This window comes from Sulfuricurvum sp. (assembly GCF_028681615.1).
Taxonomy (GTDB): Bacteria; Campylobacterota; Campylobacteria; order Campylobacterales; family Sulfurimonadaceae; genus Sulfuricurvum.
Genome location: NZ_JAQUHV010000006.1, coordinates 21,396 through 43,580, shown reverse-complemented (window position 1 = coordinate 43,580; position 22,185 = coordinate 21,396). Strand labels below are relative to the sequence as shown.

The following is a 22,185-nucleotide window of genomic DNA, read 5'->3' as shown; positions in this document are numbered from 1 at the left end:
GCCAAAAACAGTGTACAATCCTTTTTAAACTTCGATAAACATGATTGAACTATCTTTAGGAGGATACAAAGTGGCACTATCCGCACAACGAAAACAAATTATCAAAGATTCAAGTATCCTCTACCGTGCTGAGATTAATCAAATCAACACATGGATCTATAATGAACCGGATGATGATCGATGCGAAAAACTCTATCTCCTCCGAGCTATCGCTACCATCGACCATACCAATCGCATCGGATTGTTAGATGATGAAGAGGTCTCAGAAGAGATACTTGATTCAGTGGCAAACGAAGTAAACCTTTATTTCCCCGAGAAAGATGATGCGGAACTTTTCGACGATATCGCCATTTTGGAAGATGATATCAAAGACCGCTTTTTCTACAACCCGGAAAAAGAGAAGCAAGCTCTTTTACATGAGCTCGGATTGAGCTTTTAAATTCTAGGAACTTATAATGAAAACACTCATTCTGATCCGCCATGCCAAATCTGACTGGAGCAATCCTTTTCTACATGATTTTGATAGAGAATTAAATGCACGCGGGTTAAAAGATGCTCCCCTGATGGGGACAATCTTGGCTCAAAAAAATATTCATCCCGATTTAATCCTCTCCAGCCCTGCACTACGAGCCCAAGCCACCGCTATCGAAATTGCCCGAAAACTCTCTTTTCCGGAAGCTGCAATCACATATGATTCTTCTCTTTATGAGAGTGATATAGAAACCGTCTTCAAAGTGATTCGAAGCGTTCCGGACACATGCGAAACACTCATACTCTTTGGACATAATCCTGAGATGACCGAATGTGTCAATGCCCTGTGCGATGCAGAAATAGACAACGTTCCGACTTGCGGCGTTGTAGCGATGCGATTAAGAGGAAATAGTTGGAAGAGCATCGAATTCCACTCAGCGAATTTGCTCTTTTTTGACGCACCAAAACACCATTGATAAGATAAATATCAGCTAGATAAAAATTAAAAAATCTAATCTCCATTTATTTTTACTCGAATCATTAGAGTCGTCTTTCATACTGTCATAAATTCAAAATTATTCTAAAAATTGTCATATCATCTCGTCATTATGATAATTCATTTAGATTTAGACTGCTTTTTTGCTTCTTGTGAACGGCTCCGCAACCCTTCACTCATCGGTAAACGGCTCGTTGTCGGCGGAAGGGGCGATCCTTTTATTTTTGATAAGAAGCCCGCTCAGGCAAAAAAACTCGTTACCCTCAACTCCGGTGCTTTTGTCCCCTCACTCTTTCATGCACCGCATGATTCCAGCCATTATTTCAATGATGGGGATAAAATACGCGGTATCGTAACGACCGCAAGCTATGAAGCCAGAGCCTTCGGGGTAAAAACGGGAATGAGCATTTATGAAGCGTTACGGCTCTGCCCTGACCTTATACTTGTTCCTCCGAATCATCTGTTATATCATACGCTCAGTCATGAGCTAATGGAGTATTTGGCTACCGTCGTTCCGGTTATGGAGCAATACAGTATTGATGAGATGTTTGGGGATTTACGAGGTTGGATAGAAGAAAATGAAACCGAAAATTTCATTAAGTATCTTCAAGAACAAATTTCCAAAGAGTTCAAGCTTCCTGTATCAATAGGAGCAAGTACGTCCAAATGGATTGCCAAACTCGCGACCTCTACCGCTAAGCCCTATGGGGTACGCGTAGTTCCCAAAAAAGAGATCGAAGCATTTGTCAAACCGATTCCTATCGATGAATTCCCCGGTGTCGGAAAAGCATTTTCAGCCAAGATGAACCACTACGGTATTAAAACCGTTGGAGATGCATGGAAATCAGAAACCCTGATCACTTCATGGGGAAGAGCGGGACAAGATCTCTATGCCAGATTAACGGGTAGGGATAACGAATCCGTATCTCCCAGTAGAAGCCGCAAAGGGATCGGAATGTCCCGATCTATGGATCATCCGGTAAAAGAACGCAAAGAGCTCTTTAGACGTATCTGTGTAATGGTGCGACATTGGAGTCATACCATTATGAAACTTGGGGTCAATCCAACAACGTATGCGTTCTCTCTCGGATATGAAAACTGGGGAAGTTCCAAGAAACAATACACGACGTACAGGCTGTTCAACGAACCCTTCATTCAACATTTTGCTCACGAAAAATTTAAAGAGCTTGACTTGTACCCGCATATTCCCATACGCTATATATCTATGAGTGCCACAAAATTTATCCATCATGATCCGAAAACATTTAATATTCTAGAATATGATAATGACACCAAGATGAGAAGCCTCACCGATGCTCTAACGCAAATGAGGGAAAAATACGGTATGGATATCGTAAGAGGCGGCAGTGAGTTGTAATAATTCACTTTAGAACAGTTCCCTATTTGTCGATATAGTTATTACTCCAAAAAGGAGGGAAAATATGGATTCAATTAATTCGGGAATCGGAACATTGCCTCAGATTTATGCAATGAAAAAAGCGATGGAAGTACAAGGGCAGCAGGTGATGAAAGCGCTGGAAAGCATTTCACCTTCCTCTTCTCAACCAAATAATGTTTCCGGTGCCGATCTGACGGGTCTGGGACAGAATCTCGACATCAAAGCATGACTTGCAGCCCTGTAGAGGCTGGGGTCATCCCTCTTTTCAGGTATCACTTACTTCCTCTGCGCTACACTTAATATTATGAAAAAATATTTTTTAAGTTTGCTTCTTTTCATTTTTACCGACAGTTATGCAGAAACGACAGTGTATGATTGTTATTTCGATGAAGCAGGACAACATTACAACATCCCTCCTTTGCTGCTCAAAAAAATTGCAACCATCGAAAGCGGCATTAACCCAAAAGCCATCAACAAAAATGCCAACGGAACGGTGGATTACGGATTAATGCAAATCAATTCCTCCCATCTGCGCAGACTTTCGCAATGGGGAATCAACGAACAAAATATCCTTGATCCGAAGGTAAATATTTATGCCGGAAGCTGGTTGCTTTCAGAACATATCAAAGAACACGGATTTAATCTTCAAGCGGTTGGGCGCTACCATTCTGCAACCCCGGTCTACAAAGAGAAATGGCTTAACCGGCTCGCAGCATCTTTTAAAGAATTATAATGAAAGTGTATAATAGTGTCATGAAAAAAAGTGCAAAAATATTCTTGCTGTCTGTTTTAAGCTGTACATTTTTGCAAGCTGATGATTATACATTCGGTGACGGATTACAATTGGGAAATTCCCCTATAATTATAGGGGGCTATATCTCATCTATGTATGAGGCAAATCGACATACACGCTATGTAGATATTGATGATATGGCAGTTTTAGCGTATGGTGAATACGACCATTTTGATTTTTTAGCTGAATTTGAAGCTTCGGACATCTACAAAAAAGAGGTCGGAGACCGTCGGGATGAAAGCAGTAATGCAACATTCTATATAGAACGGCTTTTCGGTGATTATTACTTTAGCGATGATAAGAGGATACGGTTAGGGAAATTTAATTCCGATATCGGATTTTGGAATCAAATGCCGATCAATGTACTCCGTGATACCACTTCAAGTCCCCATCTTGTCAATGATTTTTTTCCAAAACTATCGACAGGTATAAATTATGAAGTTCGTCAAGTATCTAATACGATCGATCGTGTTTCACTAACCCTTCAAAATAACCATGATCTCGATATCGACTATAACAATATCAATGTAGATCGCCATTACGCACTTGCATGCGATATCGTCGATCATGAGTCTACATGGCGTTTCGGCGGGGGCTATTTTCGGTTTGAGCCGATGCAAGAGGCAATGTATCTTCTCGGGGCTCTTAAAGTCGAAAAAAAAGAAGGGGACTTTCTCCTCGAATCTATCCTGAGACAGGATGTCCAAAGGGAAGAGTTATCGTACGATATCTATGCACAGGGAGTCTGGCATATCATCACTAAACACGATGCCATTCTCCGTGCAGAGATTGAAAAAGCCCCTCTTACACAAAAACATGATGGGAACATGGTTGTAGGATATACCTACAGACCGCTGAGCAATATTGCCCTCAAAGGGGAATATGAAGCACACCAAGAAAGTGACTTGAACCGTTGGCTATTTTCTCTTTCGGTTCTTTTTTAAGCCATGAAACAGATACTTTTTATTTTAATCATTTGCAATGGGTTAACCTTGTTGAGTGCAGACCCCCTCGTGATTGCATCGGGAGAAAATTTCGGTGTCAATGCAATCAATATCGATGAAATTCGGGGCATTTATATAGGAAAACAATTTCGGTTAAACAACAATAAAGTAATCCCCCTTAATTTGGGAATTGACAATCCCTTGCGCAGTAAATTCGAGCAAAATATTCTTAATGAAAACAAAGAGACTTTGGCCCAATATTGGCTCCAAGCCCATTATCTCGGTCACCGTACTCCAAAAGTATTTAAAAGTCAGGAGAGTGTTGCAGAATTTTTGTCAAAAGTTGACAACAGTATAGGTTACGTAGATGAGGAAATTGCCCAAAAATATCATCTAAAAATACTCTTTCGAGCAAAAGAGTAACCCATGCGCCGATGGAATAATTTACCGATCGTCTATAAGCTTTTTATCACCCTTTTCGGGGGTATCGCCATTATTATTATTGCGTTACTCTCCTATTTATGGGGATACGAGTCGGAGTTAATGCTAAACAAAGAACAGGATATCCTCCATACGCAGTCCGTGTCGGTCGCAAATGATTTAAAAAGCCATATTGAACGCTTACAAAAAGAGATTCTTTTCTTATCCCATCTCGAAGTAATGGATGATATGGTTGTTCAGGATATGGACCGGCGTATCACAAGCTTATTGGAACAAAAGGCCGACGACTTGGGAGAATCCATCTCATTATTTATGGTTAGTCCCGATTTTACGATACATGCTTCCTCAAAATCAAGTCTGATTAATACCACATTTAAAGGGGTACACTCGATCAAATATGCCCTAAAACACCATAAATCCTATTTTTTTCTTGGAGACAATCTCTATTTATTTACACCGGCATACGGTTCTTTTAATACGAAAGAGTTTTTAGGCTATTTAGTCATGTCCTATCCTATGAAAAATTTTGCTTTACGATTAAAAAGTGATCAAAATTTCTATCGATGGATTACCCCGCCTTCTTCATTATCCTTTCTGTACAAAAATAATTCACCAATCCTGGCTATGAATTCCTATCTACATGACACCATCACTTTGGATGGAGTTTTGGAAGGATGGGAGTTTCATTATGCCATGCCAAAAAATGAGACCCTTTCACTGCTTTACCATTTTCAGACACTTTTTTTAAGTGCATTCGGAATCGGTCTTGCCCTTATCGGTTTCTTGGTCTGGATCATAGTATTGCGTATTGTAAAACCCCTGCGTGAACTTTCCAATACCGCTAAAAGCATTGCAATGACCGGTGACTATTCCCAAACCGTCACAGAGACGGGAGGTGATGAAATCGGAATGATGGCTCATTCCTTTAATACATTGATGTCCACCACACGCCTCAGTATGGAACGTATCGAATTACTGGGCAAGACACAAGCCGCATTGCAAGCCAAGTCTTCATTTCTATCCTCAATGTCACACGAACTTCGTACTCCTCTTGGTTCTATACTTAGTTTGACGCAATATATGATGATACAGCCCGAGACACCGGAATCGATGCGGGAGACCTTAGGGAAAATCGAAAATTCTTCCCATTATCTCTTAGGGGTAATCAATAACATTTTAGATTTAGCCAAAGTAGAATCGGGGAAAATGGAGCCGCATATTGCACCATGCAATCCAATTACTCTCATTGAAGATGCATTGGAATTGGTAACTCCATTAGCAGAAGACAAAGGGCTCTATATCACTACTATATTTGAACCGATAGAGACGGTACTAATGAGTGACGCGCGTCTGCTTGGACAAGTTGTAATAAACCTACTTTCAAACGCAATCAAATACACGGAAAAGGGGTATATTCAGGTACAAATTCAATATATAAAAGATTTGTATGTTTTAGAGGTAAAAGACACCGGATGCGGTATCGCCCATGAAGCACTGGATAACTTATTTGATGAATTTTATCAAGTCCGTTCACAACGTCAAAGCGGATTAGAGGGAAGTGGTTTAGGACTCGCTATCAGTAAACGGATTGCTTTATTACTCAAAGGAGATTTGTTTATTAACAGCTTAGGGGAAGGAAAAGGGACTAATGCCATATTCCATTTTCGCAGCTTTTAAAGTTACTTTGCAATCATATATCCGACACCCCGTACTGTCTGAATTAGATCATCGGCATTGAGTTTTTTACGAAGATTTTTAATATGGGCATCTACGATATTACTTGCGGTGAGATGATCAAAATCACGACTCAAATGTTCCGAGATCTGATACCGTGTCAAAACCGTATTTGCATTCAAAACGAGCAACTCCAACAGCTCAAATTCCTTGCTTGAGAGCTTTACCGGTTCGTTGAGAGCCAGTACACTTCGGGACGAAAAATCGATGGTTAGTTCACCGATCTGGAGTTGTGTTTGTTTTTGGACACTCTCTCGCCGTAATAAGGCTCTGATTCTAGCCAACAATTCTATGTTGGAAAATGGTTTTTCCAGATAATCATCGGCTCCGCAATCCAGTGCTTCAACCTTATCCTCCACCTCTTTTTTTGAAGAAAAAAACAAGATAGGAGTCCGTACATTTTCACGACGCATTCGTGACAACAGATCGATTCCGCTGCCGTCAGGTAGCATCCAGTCTAAAAGAATCAGATCATATTTTTTTTGAGAGATACTGAGTTCACCTTCCTGAAGTGTTTTGGCAACATCTACATGGTAATTAGTACCTTTTAAAAGATGCTCAAGTGCATATAGTAATTCTTCATTGTCATCAATAATCAGTATGTACATCTAATCCCTTCTAACATCAAAAAAAATTATATCAAAAGTTTTATATAAACTGTTAACGGGGGGATTCAACCATTATTTCATCATTTTCGCACATTAGAGAGGCAAATCGTCCTGCTGATGATTCATAGACCCGGAATGTCGTACATCCGGATGCAACACTATTGCTATGCATCCCATAAAACTTTGTCGGGTCTAATGGAATTTGAATACTCTCCGCCGATTCAATACGGGTCAAGGTATTGTTTTTCCGTATCACCAGCCATACTACATTCGGAAGGACGATTCCATAAAGCGAATGTCGTTCAGGCTGTAACACAACAATACTGTGATCACTGTCACCTTCAATAATTGTCATTTTTTCCGCTTGCGCCAAATCGCGATACAAAAGAGATCGGACTCTCTCATGATGTTTGAATTCTTTCCCTTTTTCCGAATAAAAAAGACGCATGAGACGGACTTGATCGATTCCTCCGTACAAAAAAGCAGCAATCAGACTAAAGAGTATGATGGCAACCAATAATTCAATCAACGTAAATCCGCGCCGCATTACCATCCCTCTCCGCTTAATCCGTACAAAGTGGTCCGGACTCCATCCGTTTCGATCATTGTCTGCTCGATTGCATTGGCTGAGATCAGTGCAACTGCTCTTTGCGTTTCATTCCCTTCCCCCTGAACATCCCAGATATGGGAACGCTCTGTTTTTAACACAAAATGATACGGTTTTAACTTTTCAGTGATACGCACGTTATCAATAAGATAGCGTGTTGACATAAGCGTTGCCAAATCGCTTTCCCCTGCTCCACCCATCGTATTCGAAGAGAGGGCTATCAATGCCGCTAATTCAGAATCTTTTTGATGTTTCACAGCCGTATCATAAGCACGTCTTCCCTGAGCAGCCGATTCCATTAACGCCATCCCTGCAATAGAAGTGATAACAACCGCCACCAATACTTCGATTATGGAAAATCCCTTTCTAGCGGTTCCCATAATAGCTGTCCTTATTCATAAGTGAAGAGTCATACAAAGAAGTACGTACCTGATCCTCATCTCCTTGTATCACCGAATCAGACAAAGGGCTATAGGCAATAAACGTCGTTTGTGATTCGAGAATAAGAGAACTGGAAACACCATCCGGATAAAGGAAAAATTCAAAGCACCCGTCTCTCATTGCAGTACCTTCTGCGTGAATGACGGGATCGGCATACACCAAATGTCCGAAACGATCAAATTGTCGGACTCTGAGAGATCCGTTGCTTTCCATATTGAGAGAAGAGCGAACTTTTTTATCCCCTTCCCACAAATCGCATTGCGTGCAATTGTCATAACAAAACAGTTCAAGCCGTTTGTTTGAATTAAAGGCACTGAGATAATTTTTTATACTGGGCGGAGTGAGTGCCGAGCAGTGATCGGCAATGTGTGTTAAACGCGAACTTACTAACGCCGCTACCATTCCCATGATAGCAATAACGATAATAAGTTCAATAAGTGTAAATCCTTTGCGAACTGCTATTAGCGACATTCAGAAAGCTTTTGATCCTTCCCGTCATCACTTCCCCCTTCTTTTCCGTCCGCACCTAAAGAGACGAGATCGAACGTTGTCCCGTCGTTCAAATAGATATAAGGGTGATTCCAAGGATCTTTCGGAAGATTTTTCCCTTCCAAATAACCGTTTTTACTGTAGGAAGGATACGTATCGCTCGAAGGGTTGGTAATCAATGCCGCGATCCCCTCTTCTGTAGTCGGATACGAACCGTTATCGATTTTAAACATTTTTAGCCCTTCGGAGAGGCTCTTCATTTGGACACACACCAATTTTTGTTTTGCCTCTTCGCTTTTACCCGTAATATTCGGAATGACAAAAGCCGCTAACAATCCAAGAATAATTATAACAACCATGATCTCTATCAAAGTAAATGCATTTCGTTTTCGACTATTTTTCATCCTAAATACCTTGTGTTAAAATTTGCTAAACAATACAATGCTACATACTAATAACAATACACCAATGCAGCATTTATCGAATGAAATTTCGACTCTGAAGCAGGCTCGTAATAGCCGAAATTTGTATTCGATTGAGAAATGTTCCATGTTTGATACATATAGGTAAATTTAATTGCCCACGAGGAGGTCAATGTATGCTCCCACGGAACAACAACCGAAAAGCCGTCGGTTCGCCCTAAATCAAATACTCCATAACTATTTGATTTCATCTTTGGAGAAATGGCATAATGATATTCCGCTGCGATACCGAGAGTATCTACCGATGTTAATTCGCCGGACATACCCATTTTAACAGTTCCATAAGGCCAGGTATACTCTTCCGTATGCCCATCTGACAAAGCTCTTTCCCAATACCGATACCCAATGCCAAGACGCATAAATACGAGATAATTATTAAATAATTTCTCTTCGGAATAACCGAAACTCCCATCAGAAATTGTATTTTTTGTGATGGTGACAACATCACCATAGTGTCCACCACCGCTCCCAAGATTAAATCCTACATAATCTGTATTTCCATAGTATTGTGAATAATCAATATCGAAATAACTGCGATTACTCAATCCTCGTTTATTTAACTGTTTTTTATATTGAATCCCAAATCCAGGAAGTGCACTTGTTTTTTCAGAATCGATGAGTTTACCCCAATCATATTCTCGATAATCCATCTTCATCATATTAATACTTAGACTTAACTCTGTATTATCTGCACATGCACTTATAACAAAAATAGACATGAGCAAAGCGTATTTTAGCATTATGAACATTCTCCTTTTTTGTTAACTTAATTATACTGAAACAAATAACATTAGACTACCCCAAACTCAAAGAAAAAATCGGCAATAGCATCGCCGTGACGATGACACCGATGATCCCTCCCACCACTAAGATCAATGTCGGTTCCAGCAGTGAGAGAAACAATCCGATCATCTCACGGTTACGTTCCATATACAGTTCGGAAAGACTCTCCAGCATACTCGGCAATTCGCTCGTCTCTTCACCGACAGCCAATGCACCGATAAATGCTTCATCCAATTCAACATGTTCCGCAGCAGCAAGTGACGTAGAAAGCCGCCCCCCCTCAACGATCCGCTCGGCTCCATACGCAAACTGCGCTTTTAACACCGAAGATGAAAGTGTCCCTCCGGCAAGAGATATGGCCTTTACGATGGGAATGCCGGAGCGAATCAAAAGCGATGCAACGGCACTGAAGCGTGCCAAATCACTCGTTTGGATAATGTTCCCGACAACCGGTATCGACAATAAAATACGGTCAACCTGATAACGGAATGCAGGACGATTTTTCAATGCAGAAGTGACCATGAGCGTGATCATTCCAATGAGAAGAAGTATCCATGGCCATGAGGCGGAAAAAAACGATGAGAGGGACAATACACCGCGCGTCAAGGCAGGTAATTCTTGTCCCATCGTTTCAAAAATTGCTGAGAGTTTCGGAACGACCGAACTGAGCATAAACGAAACAGTGAGGATCGAAACGGCGACGATAAAACCGGGATAAATAAATGCCTTGGTGAGCTGGGCACGGATTTGCTCGCCGACTTGGATATACGAGGCAAGTTCACTGAGTACTGCTGCCAAAACACCGCGATCTTCACTGGCACGGAGCGTCCCCAGATAAAAAGAGGGAATCGTATAGATATTTTGGGACTCAAGAGCGGCTGATAAGCTTTTACCCTCATCCAGCAAGGTGATCAAAGAGGCAAAAAATCGTTCCGTTTTAGGTTCATTTCGATATTGGCGCTCCTGCAATGAAAGTGCCCGTATCAACGGTACACCTGCACGTAGATAAACGGCCAGATCACGACTGATACGGGTCAAAAGCGATGAGGGGATCGCTCTAGTACCGAGTATCCCGAACAAATCGACCAGTGATCCGCTCTGAGCATCTAAAGAGGAGTAGATGATCCCCTGTGCTCTGAGCTGGCGCTTGGCTTCATCCAACGAAGCCGATTCCAAAGTTCCGCTGATCTGGGCACCATCAGGATTGAGCCCTTTGTAGACGAATTCCATTAAATCTCTTTAACACCGACGCGGAGTATCTCTTCCAACGTCGTCTCATGTGAAATCAAAAGGTCTTTTAGCTGATCGGCTAAAAATGCCATAGATCCTTTCATCGCCGTACGAAGTTCTACGTCATTTTCACACTGTTTCATCAAAGTTTGAACATTTTCATCCATCATCAGCAATTCACCTACGGCGATACGGCCCCGATATCCTGTCCCACCGCATGTAGGACAACCGACACTTTTTGCTATGATTGTTTCAGTCGGTAAATCAAGATCACTTGCATCAACCGGATCGATCGTGTGAAGCTCATGACACTCCGTACAGACCTTACGCACCAGCCGCTGTGCCAATACCCCTAAAAGTGTGGAGGTCACCATAAACTTATCCACACCCATGTCCACAAGACGGGTAACCGCCGATGTCGCATTATTCGTATGAAGCGTCGAGAAAACGAGATGACCTGTCATTGCCGCCTGAATCGCGATTTGAGCCGTTTCTCCGTCTCTTATCTCACCGACAAGGATAATATCAGGGTCTTGACGCAAGATGGAGCGCAGCCCTTCGGCAAACGTCAAGCCGATCTTCGAATTCACCGCTATCTGACTAACGTGAGCGGCATCATATTCGACCGGATCCTCGATCGACATTACATTTTTCTCAGGGCCTGAAAGACGCTGAAGAAAAGAGTGAAGCGTTGTCGATTTTCCGCTTCCGGTCGGTCCGGTCACTAGAATGATGCCGTGTGAGAATTTGAGCAGTTCATAAAAACGTTCCGTCGTAGAATGATTAAATCCGAGCTCTTCCAATCCGGGAATGGATGCGGCATGCATGAGCAAACGCATAACAACCCGTTCGCCGTGATAGGTGGGCAAAACCGATACACGCACATCTAACGATTTTCCGGCAATTTTAATCTGTGTACGGCCGTCTTGGGGAAGACGTTTTTCTGCGATATCAAGGTTGGAGATGACTTTAATCCGGCTGATGACCAAACTGATTATCGCTTTATCCAGATCGATATGCTTTGAAAGGACGCCGTCGATACGAAAACGTACTTCCCCTTTTTTCTCATGTGTTTCGATATGGATATCGCTGGCCCGCCGTTTCAGAGCCTGATAAAAAATGGTATTGACAAATTTTATGATCGGTGCAGATTCTTCGCTGGTAAGCAGATCAGACGAGTTTTTCAGGAAATCGATCAGGGAAAGTTCATCCTCGTACGGCTCTTCCTGAGAAACACTCTGAGTCAGTTCACTATCAGTTTTAAGCTCTAAAAATTTTAGGTATAACGTCTCATACGTTTGCTCGTCCAAATGGGCAAGCGGAAGATCCAATGAAAGCCTGTTATACGACGAGAGAGCCGTAGCCGTATCACGTGAGGAGAGGATGGCATAGTGCTGCTCGTTGATCTGGGCAAAAAGCAAACCTTCACGTATTGTCTCAAATGGGTCAATACCCTCTGGAGTAAACGCGATGGCATTGACCTCGGAAAAAAGAGGAATTTGAACCATTTTAATGCTGTTCCTTAACATTTTTTACGACATCGTCAATATACTGCTGTTGGATTTTATCCAACTCATCCAGCTGCGTTCGAAGGGTCGCCAAATCGGTACTTTTATCCAGAATATAAGGAGTTAAGATGATGACCAAATTAATTTTGTCATGCGATGTGGCTTTGTCTTTGAAAAGATTCCCAAGAATCGGCAAGTCGCCGAAGAAAGGGACTTTCGAATTGCTGCTGTCATATTTATCTTTGATCAATCCACCGATTATGACACTCTCTCCGTTGTTAACGATGGCGGATGTTTTCACTTCTCGTTTAGTGGTACTCGGCAATTGCAGATTGGTATTGGTAGCATCAATATCTTCGAGCTTGGTTTCAACGGCCAAAAGCACTTTATTGTCATTCGAAAGTCGAGGTTTTATTTTGAGCGTCAACCCGATATCCTGACGCGTATAACTCGATTGTGTCAGCCCTGTTCCCGTTAAAGTCGTTCCCGTGCTGATTGATTCGGTTTTACCTACATAGATTGACGATTCTTGGTTGTCGATACATAAAATAGAGGGTTCTGAGAGTATATCTGCCGCACCGTTGCTGTTGAGCAATGAGATGCTGGCACCCAATGCAATCCCTGAGCTTAGGGTTGGAATAGTGATGGATTTTAGCAGCAATGAATCGAGATTGATGGCGCCCGTTTTCCCATCCCCAAGAGACGAGTTGAATGAGAATATTCCCCCTGAACCGAACGATCCACCGGAGAGTCCGTATTTGAATCCGACTTCTTGTGCTTTGCTTTCACTGATTTCGATAATTCTTGCTTTGACATAAACTTGCTGACGATCACCGTCAAGCCCCTGAATGGTTGGCAACAGTGTTTTGAAGAGATCGTCACTGCTGATAATAATCAATGAATTCGTCGAATCATCACTGGCAATACTCGGCGGCTGCTGCCCTGGAGACAGGGTCATTTTAGCGATAACGGTGTTCAGAGTGGTCACGAGATTTTTTGCATCGGCATTTTTTAGCTGGATGAGATGGGTATAGTTTGCCGTTGTTTCATCTCGTATATCCATGGCATCTATCAGCTTTCGCATCGTCTTAATATTCGCAGGAAGATCGGTGACGATTAGAGAGTTAGACTCTTTTGAAGGGACGACTTTCCCGTTCTTACTGGAATAATTTTTTACTTTTACCGCCATAGGTTCCGCCATAGCGTATTTTAGATGGAGTATTTCCGTTTGCAGCTGCGGGATATCGCTTTTAGCTAAAAACGGGACGTTCATCGAAGCGGCATCAGCACTTTTTACGATCGAATAATATCCGGCACCGGAATCGATCATCGTCATTCCGCGCGCTTCCAGTGTCGTTTGAAGGAGAGTGAAAAGATCTTCGCGGTGAATCGGATGATTTCCGGCATAACTGATTTTTCCCCCAATATCTTCGGTAACGAAAATATTTTTATGACTGAGTCTCGCTACCAATTTGATAAAGTCTCCAAGTTCCATACCGTCAATGGCAATACTGGCTTTCTCACTCTTCGGCGTATTATCAGCATACACAGGGCTGAGGGCAAAAAGAAAAACGATTAAAAGATTAACGGCTGATTTCATATTCAAGATCCTTTAGCTGATTGTTACGTAAAACAGTAATTTTAATGGCAGAGTGGCGTAATCCTACCTGATATGCCGCAAATACGGCTGCATAGGAGTCAAGCGGTTTGTTATCCACACCGGTGATAATATCCCCTTTTTGAAGGCCCAATAGTGCGAACGGTGTACCCAATGCGATTTCATCAACTCTGAAACCTATAATTTTACCTTGCTGAACCACTTCGTTGATCGTAATATTTTTCCAGGTTTCACCCATATTTTCCGTATAACGATCGATCGTAGAACGAGGAATTGCAAAATTTGAGGCGATAGCGGTTTCATCCGGAACGTATGATGTAACCGACTCTTTAAGATTGAGATGCCCTTCTTCTCCCAATCGCAATACCATACGTTGGCCGTATGCACTAAATACGGCCTGTTGCGGTGTCACACTGACAAGACGATAAAGATTTTTATACATTGCACCCTTATCGACAAACGTCGTTGCCGTATGATCATTTACTGCGACAAAGGAGTGCGAACCATCCATATAAATAGCATTTAAACGGTGTAGAACAGGTGTAAGAACATCTTGAATCACTTTTTTCATCACTGCAGCGTTACCGTCAAAACGGAGGGCAAAAAGCTGCCCGAGATGGTATGGCTCGAAAAAGGGGATGATTTCGCTCCGAGGATGTTCAATCGAAGTCGGTTTTAAAAACGGCAGGAGAGCGGTTGATATACTTAAAGCAATCACTATCGGTAAGGCCGTACGGTTTAGACGACTTAGAGTATGATCATTAAAAAGAGGTTTCATAGACCAGCCCTTTGTCCGATTTATGTAATTTCGCCAGTAAAAGCGGATAAGCGCGCATAACTTGAGAAGGTTCAAAGATCACTTCCAGCCGCTCGTTTTTCAAATCAATCTCTCCGTGAACGGGACCGAATCCCCCCTCCCCTTCTATAACGACAGTCAATGGATGTAACAGACTGTAGGTAAACGTCAAATACTCGATCCCTTCGGGAAACAACGAGGCGAATTCTCCGCTGAAATTCAAGGACGTAATCGTTGCACGATTAAAAAAGATCAGCGGAATAATACGGATGTGATCGATTGTTCCGATCGGCATTGAGTCCAATAACAGCGACGCATCCCGTACATCCAGATAAAGGAAGCGGTCATGTATCTTCTCCCCGCTCAAATACAAATGCTCAGTTGAAAAAGCCTCTTCCGCTGAATAATAGATATTTGATTTCGGCAAGAAGATAATAATTCCCAGCAGTAAAAGAGCACAAAATGAAAGAATTTTCTTCATTGTTCAATCTCCACACTGATAGTTCCGCTATTTCCATTCCGAGACAGCACGAGTTTTTTGATCACAAATGGAGCATTTAAAAGAGTAGAAGCGATTCGGTCAAACTCATTGCCGGAGAGATCGCCGTATTCCAAGAACAGACTCTTTTGTCTCTTTTCCTGACGGATCAATGCAGGATGCGTTAGCAAAAAATCGGTCTTTTGTTTGATTTCCGGTGAATTTTCCCAACGTGTTTTAAGCGATGACAACCGCTCAAATGTCTGGACACTTGCATCACGCTGAGCAGCCGCTTCATTCAAAACCGAGTGCTCGTGCATCATCCATCCTGCTGCAATGGTGATCGCAACAAACGATACTCCGACTACGAGGGTGGCAGGATCAAATTGGGTTTTCATTGAATGCTCCCTTCTAAGGAGTTCTCTTTGATCGTCACGGCATTGGTTTTTAGAGTTTTTGCCACACTGTCGCGTACTTTTTCCGCATTTTGAGGTGAAGGTGTGGCAATTTTAAAATGCACGGTTCCGTTTTCATACGAGAATGACGTTACATACTCACCCACTGCTGTTCCCGACACCGTATTGGAACTACCGGGAACCAGCAGAAGATTACGATCTCCCGGTTTTGAACCGGGTACGAGAACAATCCCGTTTGTGACCGGTGCAGGTGTCCCTACAGGTACTGCACTCGGCAAATCGGTATTGTTGTTTTCCAAGGTCAACGTCGAAAAAGCGGCAGCTATTTTACGCAATTTCATCTGTTCCGCTTCTTTTTTCTCCCAAGACGAAGCAAGTGCATCCAACTCCATTTGCGTTGCCGGAAGATGTTTTTCGATTTTCATCTCTTCTTGCTCATCTATAATCTTTGCCGCTTCACGGTACGAATATCCCCCTTGTATCAGAAGGTTGATTAGGATAATGAGTGAAAGGGAGGCTGTAAAGGTGAGCGTTTTTTGTGTGACATCTCCCCCTTTGTACATTTCAGCTTTAAAACCGGACAAACACGGTGCAAGGTTTTTAAGGGATCCCTCTAAATCGTACTTTGTCGGTTCGCTTATATATTTTGATGCCAATCGTACGACGACTCCGTCATTTAATGCCAAAACAGAACCGTTTTTCAAAGAGACGGGAAGAAGATCAAGACCGAAAGCTTCCTGCGCGAGCATAAAACGTTCAACCGATGCGGGATTAACTCCTGCTTGTTCCAGTCGTATACGAATCAGTTCCGGGTCAAAAGCGCTTAGGAGGTATCGCCCTTGCTCTAGTTGAAAGGCTTCGTAACGGGTCCGTTCATCGCTTACATCGAAATAAGAGGGAGCATACCGGACGGCTTCTTTAGGAGTAGCAACAGGGAGTGAAGCAATGCAGATACGATAAAGGTCGGGAGAGAGGATCAGGACCAGTGGATCGTTGCCAGAGGGTATATGGCAGATAGAATGGTCCAGATAACCGTAACGCCGTTTTCCGAAACAGCGTACAGTACGGATCAAACGATCGGCTATCGACTGTACTACGTTCATTGAATAATCTCCAAACGATTCAACATGCGGTTGAGCGTATCGATATGAAATTCAAACTCGCTTCGTGTACCGTCCATTTCCATGGCTACCTTTCCGATCAGAGGATAAGAGTTCCCTGCACTATACGTCATAAACCACGTATCATACACAGGTGAGAGCTGTGCCGCAGCGGCAACAACTTGTTCTTTGCTCTCAAACGGAACCGTTCTAAGGTCCGTTATACGATGAAGCGTTTCAGTATCCATTTCCGGAACGATAAGAGCAACAAGTTCCGGCGAAGCGTAGTTAATGTCTATTTTCTCTCCTTCAAAACCGATAATCCGTTCCCACGGGATTGCAAGAATCTGACGATCTTTTGTCAATGCAAGATAACGCGCGATAATCTGTCTAAACTGGGCAAAGTTTTCAATCGACCCGTTATGGAAATCCGAAAAAACTGCCGCGACTTCACTTCCCGCTTGGCGCTCCGCCAAATCAGTATCAATTGTATCGTAAAGAATGTTAATAAATGTATCCGGTGCTGCTATGGGATAGTGCGTGAAAATGGCCGATAAAAGAGTGGAATACGGTTCTATCTGCTTGCCGCTCGCATCGCATACTTTGTTAATATTGAAGCGTCCTAAAGACGAATGCAACGAAGCATCCAAAGTAAATCGTCCGTCCGTCGAACGGCTTGACAGCGGTAAAATCATCGCGTATTCCAAGTCATGCGCAGAGCCGATTTTAGAAAGCATTCCGGGTAGAAGCCGTTTGAGATCACTCGAAATTTTACTGATTTCCGCATCAATTCGACTCCGTTCGGACAGACGCAGCAATTGATCACTTTGAGAAAGTAAAAGTGCGATACCCCCACTCATAATCGCAATCAGAAGCAGTGTCATCAGTAATACGGCACCGCGACGTTTCATCCCCATAAACCCTTCACTATTTATTATTTTTATTAATTATAAAAACTCATTTTACCGATTCAGCCCTTCTATATAAATTAATCAAAATTCATCAAATCAATGTGTATATCCATCCGTCAATGTCATTAAAAAAGCAACAATGGCATCTTCTTCCTCATTTGTCAATTTGAGATCACCGATAAAATCTTTATTGACGTTTTCAGCTACTTCAGGAGTTCCCCACCTTGCAGGGTCCGAATCACGGGTATTGTAAAAAGAGACCACTTGTTTCAGTGTCGTAAATACACCGTTATGCATGTACGGTCCGGTTAGCTCCACATTACGAAGCGTCGGAGTTTTGAATTTTCCTCTGCTTTGCGCTACGCGCCCATCTGCAATTACCTGCGGATTGCGTGCCAACCCTATATCAACATAGTTTGCTCCGTCCGGATTGTACTCGCTTGAAAGGGTATAAAATTTATTATTCGGATTTTTCGGAACACCGATATTTTCATAATCATACTCGGTAAAGAGTGCCGGCACCGTCGTCAAATCTTCATTAGCCACAGGATGACATACAAAACATTTGGCTTTGCCGATAAAAAGGTCCAACCCCAATTTCTCTTGAGCCGTTAGATTCGCGTCTCCTTTTTGGAAAGCATCGAATTTTGAGGTAAATTTTGAGAGTTGGGATGTCCGTTCATACGTTGCAAGCGCGTCGCCGATAGCCGCATACGTTTTGTTTTCATCAGCAAAAATGCTCTGTCCGTATATCCGTTTAAATTCATCGGCATAAGGAGCTTGTGCAATTTTGCTGATATAGCTCTCTTTTGAAGCATTGTGCATTTCGACAGGATTGAGAGGCGGTCCGCCTGCTTGCAGTTCCAATGTCGCTGCACGCCCGTCTAAAAATTGCCCTCCGACATACCCGGTCCCGTCATAATAAAATTCGGGCGAATACTGTGAATAAGCGATAGTAGGGGCATTGCGATCCGCGAATAATCCGGCAACCGCACCCTCCGATGTCGGAAATGAGTGATTTGGATTCGCAAATCCCGCCTCAGGCGAATGGCATGACGCACACGATTGACCTACAGGATCGGAGAGATTCGTATCAAAAAAGATTGCCTTGCCCAAAGCAATTTTTTCGGCTTCGGTAATTTTTACCTCTTGCGTCGTCGTTGTGGTGTTTGTATCCGATGTTGCATCGCTTTTGCACCCTACGATAATACAAAATGCGATGGCACTCAATGTTCCTATTATATACCGTTGTTTCATCTGTTTCATTTTTGATTCCTCTTCTTTGACCAAAAATCGACGAAGGATTATTGGTCAAAAAAGAGTCCCCCGAAAGGGACATTATCCTTTAGCGGATAACAGGCAGTTTCATGTATCCGATAGCCGCTTTTTTCTTATCGACGGCATCAAGTGCTTGTTGTACCGTTGCATTGGTAGTTGTCCAATCACCAGGATGTTGAATACTCGACATCACATACCCGTGTCCATTGAGATTATCGATAGCTTGTAGACCTGTAGCTTCAGCTCCGACAGTCGTAGAAAGGATACGAGAAAGTTTTTTCGTATCGACGTTGTATGCCCAAACATAGTTGTTAACATGTAAACCGCTGTCTTCACCGACAAAGAGCGTTCTCATTTTTTCTGAGTATTTGAGATTATCCGGATTTGCGATTTTATTCACATCACCGGTATTACCGAATGCGTCTTTAGCAATCGTCAATCCAGTCAACACAGGCATTGCATTCATGCTAGCAGCAACATAATCACTGGAGATGGCTGCATTTTGTGTATCTTTTTGTCCGCTGGTTAATGAAAGTTCAAACACCGCACCCGCTTTTTCAACAGGAACATGGATATCATCTACAGGATCAGATGCGCTTGTCGCCATCCCTTTTTCCATGTATGAAATTGCCATATAGACTTTTTTGTCTTTGGCATTGACGGTTACACCTTCCATTTTGTTAAACTCGCTGGTTGCCCCCAAAAGTGCTCCATAACGACGGGATTCAAGGAAAGCTGCTGCGAATTCCATTCCGGATTTAACCTTGAGGTATTCCGTCCCTTTATAGGTTTTGATTTTTGTGTATCCGGCGGTTGCAGCGCCTGCTGTATCAAAAATATCGCTGAATTTTGTTTTATTATCGATAAGTGCTTTTACCGCCGCATCGGTAGCATGACCGAGTTTGATCCATGTTAGATTTGCTTTAACAGCACGATCGGTTGAATCACTGATTTGATTCCATTTTGCCGCATACAGCGTTCCTGCACTCAAATTACCCGCAGTATCGGCGACGTACATAAAGAGCATAGTGTAATCGCCGTCATCTCCGAAATAAACCGTTTTGTTATCCGGCATAACTTCCGCCAGCTCATGAGAGAAACGTCCCATGCTGTAATGTTTTGCAGTGGTTGTTGCCCCTGCGGCTGTTACTGAAGTCTCATGGATAAATCCATAGTTATACACATTTGCTGTCGTAGTGTTGCCGAAGTAGGCATTTGGTCCATCCAGTGCATCCGTACCGGATCCTGTTCCTAATTCAACTTTATAGGCATTCGGCTCATACTCTTCACTTCCGAGGTGAGTCGTCCATGGAGTCATACTAGCCGCACACGTAATCCATAATCCGCCGACGCTGCTGGTATCGATGTTTTTGATTGACGTTACACTCAAATTACCGTTCGTGTCTTGCGCGAGCTGGCTAAGATTCATCATAGCCGGTAAAACGCCGTATCGGCTTGCACCGCCGGCATCCGAAGTTACGTATTCAAATTGTGAAACCATTTGAATCGTGTTTCCGATTTGCATGACACTTTGACCGTCCGGAGTATCTGAAACAAACGGAGTTGCCGTTGCCGTACTCGTATCCATAATTGGGTTACCGTTTACATCCAAAATCGCACCAACCGTTGTTCCGCCGATCACATCACCCGTGTTCATAAGCGTTTTATACTCGATAGGACGGATGATGCGTGTTCCGTCGCTGTATTTGACAGCCACATACGCTTCTGAATAGATATGATCCATTTTATCCGCTGTTGTCGGAGCTTCCATTCCGATAAACTCCGTACTCTCTACCGTAGCAGTAGCAGGGACGGTACCTTTAGTTGAAAGTTCCGCTAAAGATTCACGGAAATGAGATTTAACTTCATTAGACGTCTTAACTGTTGCTCCGGCAGCAGTCAAAGAGTTTGATACATTCGCATCATCCGATAAATCGAGCGATTTGATTTTTGAAGCTTTTATAGTATCGATTACAATACCATTTGTGGCATTGCCGTCATTATCCAAAGATTGAAGAAGGAGAAGCATATTGGTTGTTTTTGTACCATCGATTCCATCATCACTAAGGTCAAGTGGAGTTACGAGAGTCGACCCGTTTGTCTCACCTAAAAGAGCACCGTTTTGTCCAAGATAGAATTTGACAGTTTTGCCTGATTCGTATTTGAACGTACCGTTCTCATCTGTAGTACCGGTCGTAGAACCGCTGACATAATAGAGCCCTTTGACAGCACTATCGATAAATGTTCCGGTTTGAACACTTGCAGTGGTAGAAGAAGATGAGCCGCCGCATCCAACAAAAATCGATGCGCCTAAAACAGCCGTTGCTGCAGCAAGAGAATAAGTCCGTAAATGCATGGGAGTCCCTTTATTTGGTGTTTCATTACACCAAAATAGTAGAGAATACGCATTACGAATCTATTACTGTAATGTTATCTTTCTGTAATCATTTTAAACTAATGAGAGTTTTTTTTAGTTAAAAAAGCAATCTCAATAGAACTGCTTCTTCTAGACATAACATTTGAAGAGACTTAATAACTCCCCTCACCGACGGTGATAACATAGTTATCATCCACCTCCACGACACCGAATGCATGCTGCCCGCAAAAGCTTTCATTCATCTCCTGCGCCCATGCACGTGCGATTCGCATCGCATTTTCTTTATCATCTAACGTTTTTATTTGAGGCATATTTTTTCGAATTGCACATTTGCACAATTTTTCTACAACAACATGATGATCCATAATTATTCCTTCTATAATTCTGTCTCGAATGAGGCAAGCTTTAGTGCCATAGCAACAACTAATGTTTACAGCCGCAACCGCCGCCAACCATTCCGATGACAAAATTGTCGTTCACTTCGACTAACTGAAATGTATGTTTACCACAAAAGCTCCCGTTCATGTGCGCCATTTGTATTTCAGCCGCTTCAAATGCAGCATCTTTCCCTTCAAAGGTAGCGATTTGGGATAATCCCTCTTTTTTTGCGCAGCTGCACAATTTTTCGATAACGACGTGGTGTTCCATATAACAATCCTTTTTAGTTGATTAAAAAAGTCTCTGCATAGAGTGTTCCAGAACGGGACAATAGTGAAACCGATATAAGAAAAATAAATTTTAAACTGCCATTTAATCAAATCAATGTTAAAATGAACGATATTTAC

At 42.6% G+C, this 22,185-nt stretch carries 26 protein-coding genes; 8 read left to right on the top strand and 18 right to left on the bottom strand.

Translation table 11 applies throughout. From position 1 onward, the window contains the following. Positions 1-70: 70 nt before the first annotated feature. From PHE37_RS07930 to PHE37_RS07895, 8 genes are all read left to right on the top strand, one after another. The gene (locus PHE37_RS07930; RefSeq protein WP_299995126.1) at positions 71-439 is read left to right on the top strand and encodes a hypothetical protein; all 369 of its coding nucleotides are present in this window, start codon (positions 71-73) and stop codon (positions 437-439) included. A gap of 16 nt (positions 440-455) precedes the next feature. Beyond that, positions 456-947, top strand: coding sequence for a histidine phosphatase family protein (locus PHE37_RS07925; RefSeq protein WP_299995125.1), 492 nt, complete (start codon positions 456-458; stop codon positions 945-947). A 132-nt stretch (positions 948-1,079) separates the two neighbouring features. Continuing rightward, positions 1,080-2,345 carry a DNA polymerase IV gene (locus PHE37_RS07920; protein ID WP_299995123.1) on the top strand — a complete coding sequence of 422 codons (1,266 nt, stop codon included), beginning with the start codon at positions 1,080-1,082 and terminating at the stop codon, positions 2,343-2,345. A gap of 64 nt (positions 2,346-2,409) precedes the next feature. Then, complete coding sequence (locus PHE37_RS07915; protein ID WP_299995122.1) at positions 2,410-2,595, top strand: hypothetical protein; 186 nt, start codon at positions 2,410-2,412, stop codon at positions 2,593-2,595. A 75-nt stretch (positions 2,596-2,670) separates the two neighbouring features. Beyond that, a complete protein-coding gene (locus tag PHE37_RS07910; RefSeq protein WP_299995121.1) occupies positions 2,671-3,099 on the top strand; it encodes a lytic transglycosylase domain-containing protein in 429 nt (142 codons plus the stop codon). Beyond that, complete coding sequence (locus tag PHE37_RS07905) at positions 3,099-4,103, top strand: hypothetical protein (RefSeq protein ID WP_299995120.1); 1,005 nt, start codon at positions 3,099-3,101, stop codon at positions 4,101-4,103. The genes PHE37_RS07910 and PHE37_RS07905 overlap by 1 nt, the downstream gene beginning before the upstream one ends. A 48-nt stretch (positions 4,104-4,151) precedes the next feature. Next, entirely contained in the window at positions 4,152-4,526 is a 375-nt protein-coding gene (locus PHE37_RS07900) for a hypothetical protein (protein WP_299995118.1), read from the top strand. A gap of 3 nt (positions 4,527-4,529) precedes the next feature. Then, on the top strand, positions 4,530-6,221 hold the full coding sequence (locus PHE37_RS07895) for a HAMP domain-containing sensor histidine kinase (protein ID WP_299995116.1): 1,692 nt from the start codon (positions 4,530-4,532) through the stop codon (positions 6,219-6,221). Positions 6,222-6,223: 2 nt separating this feature from the next. Here PHE37_RS07895 and PHE37_RS07890 read toward each other — a convergent pair whose 3' ends face one another. From PHE37_RS07890 to PHE37_RS07805, 18 genes are all read right to left on the bottom strand, one after another. Beyond that, positions 6,224-6,886, bottom strand: a complete 663-nt coding sequence (locus PHE37_RS07890; RefSeq protein WP_299995114.1) for a response regulator transcription factor — start codon at positions 6,884-6,886, stop codon at positions 6,224-6,226. A gap of 52 nt (positions 6,887-6,938) precedes the next feature. Further along, positions 6,939-7,439, bottom strand: coding sequence for a type II secretion system protein J (locus tag PHE37_RS07885; RefSeq protein WP_299995112.1), 501 nt, complete (start codon positions 7,437-7,439; stop codon positions 6,939-6,941). Further along, positions 7,433-7,873: a prepilin-type N-terminal cleavage/methylation domain-containing protein gene (locus tag PHE37_RS07880; RefSeq protein ID WP_299995110.1), complete on the bottom strand. Its 441-nt coding sequence runs from the start codon at positions 7,871-7,873 to the stop codon at positions 7,433-7,435. Before PHE37_RS07880 ends, PHE37_RS07885 begins: the two co-directional genes overlap by 7 nt. Then, a complete protein-coding gene (locus PHE37_RS07875) occupies positions 7,860-8,405 on the bottom strand; it encodes a prepilin-type N-terminal cleavage/methylation domain-containing protein (protein WP_299995108.1) in 546 nt (181 codons plus the stop codon). The genes PHE37_RS07880 and PHE37_RS07875 overlap by 14 nt, the downstream gene beginning before the upstream one ends. Then, positions 8,396-8,827 carry a type II secretion system major pseudopilin GspG gene (gene gspG / locus PHE37_RS07870; protein ID WP_299995106.1) on the bottom strand — a complete coding sequence of 144 codons (432 nt, stop codon included), beginning with the start codon at positions 8,825-8,827 and terminating at the stop codon, positions 8,396-8,398. Before gspG ends, PHE37_RS07875 begins: the two co-directional genes overlap by 10 nt. A 47-nt stretch (positions 8,828-8,874) precedes the next feature. Further along, positions 8,875-9,645: a hypothetical protein gene (locus PHE37_RS07865; RefSeq protein WP_299995104.1), complete on the bottom strand. Its 771-nt coding sequence runs from the start codon at positions 9,643-9,645 to the stop codon at positions 8,875-8,877. 55 nt (positions 9,646-9,700) lie between these two features. Then, on the bottom strand, positions 9,701-10,918 hold the full coding sequence (locus PHE37_RS07860; protein WP_299995103.1) for a type II secretion system F family protein: 1,218 nt from the start codon (positions 10,916-10,918) through the stop codon (positions 9,701-9,703). Next, entirely contained in the window at positions 10,918-12,426 is a 1,509-nt protein-coding gene (locus tag PHE37_RS07855) for a GspE/PulE family protein (RefSeq protein WP_299995101.1), read from the bottom strand. Before PHE37_RS07855 ends, PHE37_RS07860 begins: the two co-directional genes overlap by 1 nt. A gap of 1 nt (position 12,427) precedes the next feature. Continuing rightward, the gene (locus PHE37_RS07850) at positions 12,428-14,026 is read right to left on the bottom strand and encodes a secretin N-terminal domain-containing protein (protein WP_299995099.1); all 1,599 of its coding nucleotides are present in this window, start codon (positions 14,024-14,026) and stop codon (positions 12,428-12,430) included. Continuing rightward, positions 14,010-14,822 carry a PDZ domain-containing protein gene (locus PHE37_RS07845; protein ID WP_299995098.1) on the bottom strand — a complete coding sequence of 271 codons (813 nt, stop codon included), beginning with the start codon at positions 14,820-14,822 and terminating at the stop codon, positions 14,010-14,012. The genes PHE37_RS07850 and PHE37_RS07845 overlap by 17 nt, the downstream gene beginning before the upstream one ends. Further along, on the bottom strand, positions 14,806-15,321 hold the full coding sequence (locus PHE37_RS07840; protein ID WP_299995096.1) for a hypothetical protein: 516 nt from the start codon (positions 15,319-15,321) through the stop codon (positions 14,806-14,808). Before PHE37_RS07840 ends, PHE37_RS07845 begins: the two co-directional genes overlap by 17 nt. Further along, a complete protein-coding gene (locus tag PHE37_RS07835) occupies positions 15,318-15,716 on the bottom strand; it encodes a hypothetical protein (protein WP_300008389.1) in 399 nt (132 codons plus the stop codon). Before PHE37_RS07835 ends, PHE37_RS07840 begins: the two co-directional genes overlap by 4 nt. Next, positions 15,713-16,837: a hypothetical protein gene (locus PHE37_RS07830; RefSeq protein WP_300008387.1), complete on the bottom strand. Its 1,125-nt coding sequence runs from the start codon at positions 16,835-16,837 to the stop codon at positions 15,713-15,715. Before PHE37_RS07830 ends, PHE37_RS07835 begins: the two co-directional genes overlap by 4 nt. Beyond that, positions 16,834-17,745 carry a hypothetical protein gene (locus PHE37_RS07825; protein ID WP_299995844.1) on the bottom strand — a complete coding sequence of 304 codons (912 nt, stop codon included), beginning with the start codon at positions 17,743-17,745 and terminating at the stop codon, positions 16,834-16,836. The genes PHE37_RS07830 and PHE37_RS07825 overlap by 4 nt, the downstream gene beginning before the upstream one ends. Before the next feature lie 96 nt (positions 17,746-17,841). Further along, positions 17,842-19,011 (bottom strand): cytochrome c peroxidase, encoded by a 1,170-nt coding sequence (locus tag PHE37_RS07820; RefSeq protein ID WP_299995846.1) that lies wholly within the window; start codon positions 19,009-19,011, stop codon positions 17,842-17,844. A gap of 79 nt (positions 19,012-19,090) precedes the next feature. Then, entirely contained in the window at positions 19,091-21,379 is a 2,289-nt protein-coding gene (locus PHE37_RS07815) for an alkaline phosphatase PhoX (RefSeq protein ID WP_299995848.1), read from the bottom strand. 173 nt (positions 21,380-21,552) lie between these two features. Continuing rightward, positions 21,553-21,765 carry a hypothetical protein gene (locus PHE37_RS07810; protein WP_299995850.1) on the bottom strand — a complete coding sequence of 71 codons (213 nt, stop codon included), beginning with the start codon at positions 21,763-21,765 and terminating at the stop codon, positions 21,553-21,555. A gap of 58 nt (positions 21,766-21,823) precedes the next feature. Further along, entirely contained in the window at positions 21,824-22,048 is a 225-nt protein-coding gene (locus tag PHE37_RS07805) for a hypothetical protein (protein WP_299995851.1), read from the bottom strand. Positions 22,049-22,185 lie beyond the last annotated feature (137 nt).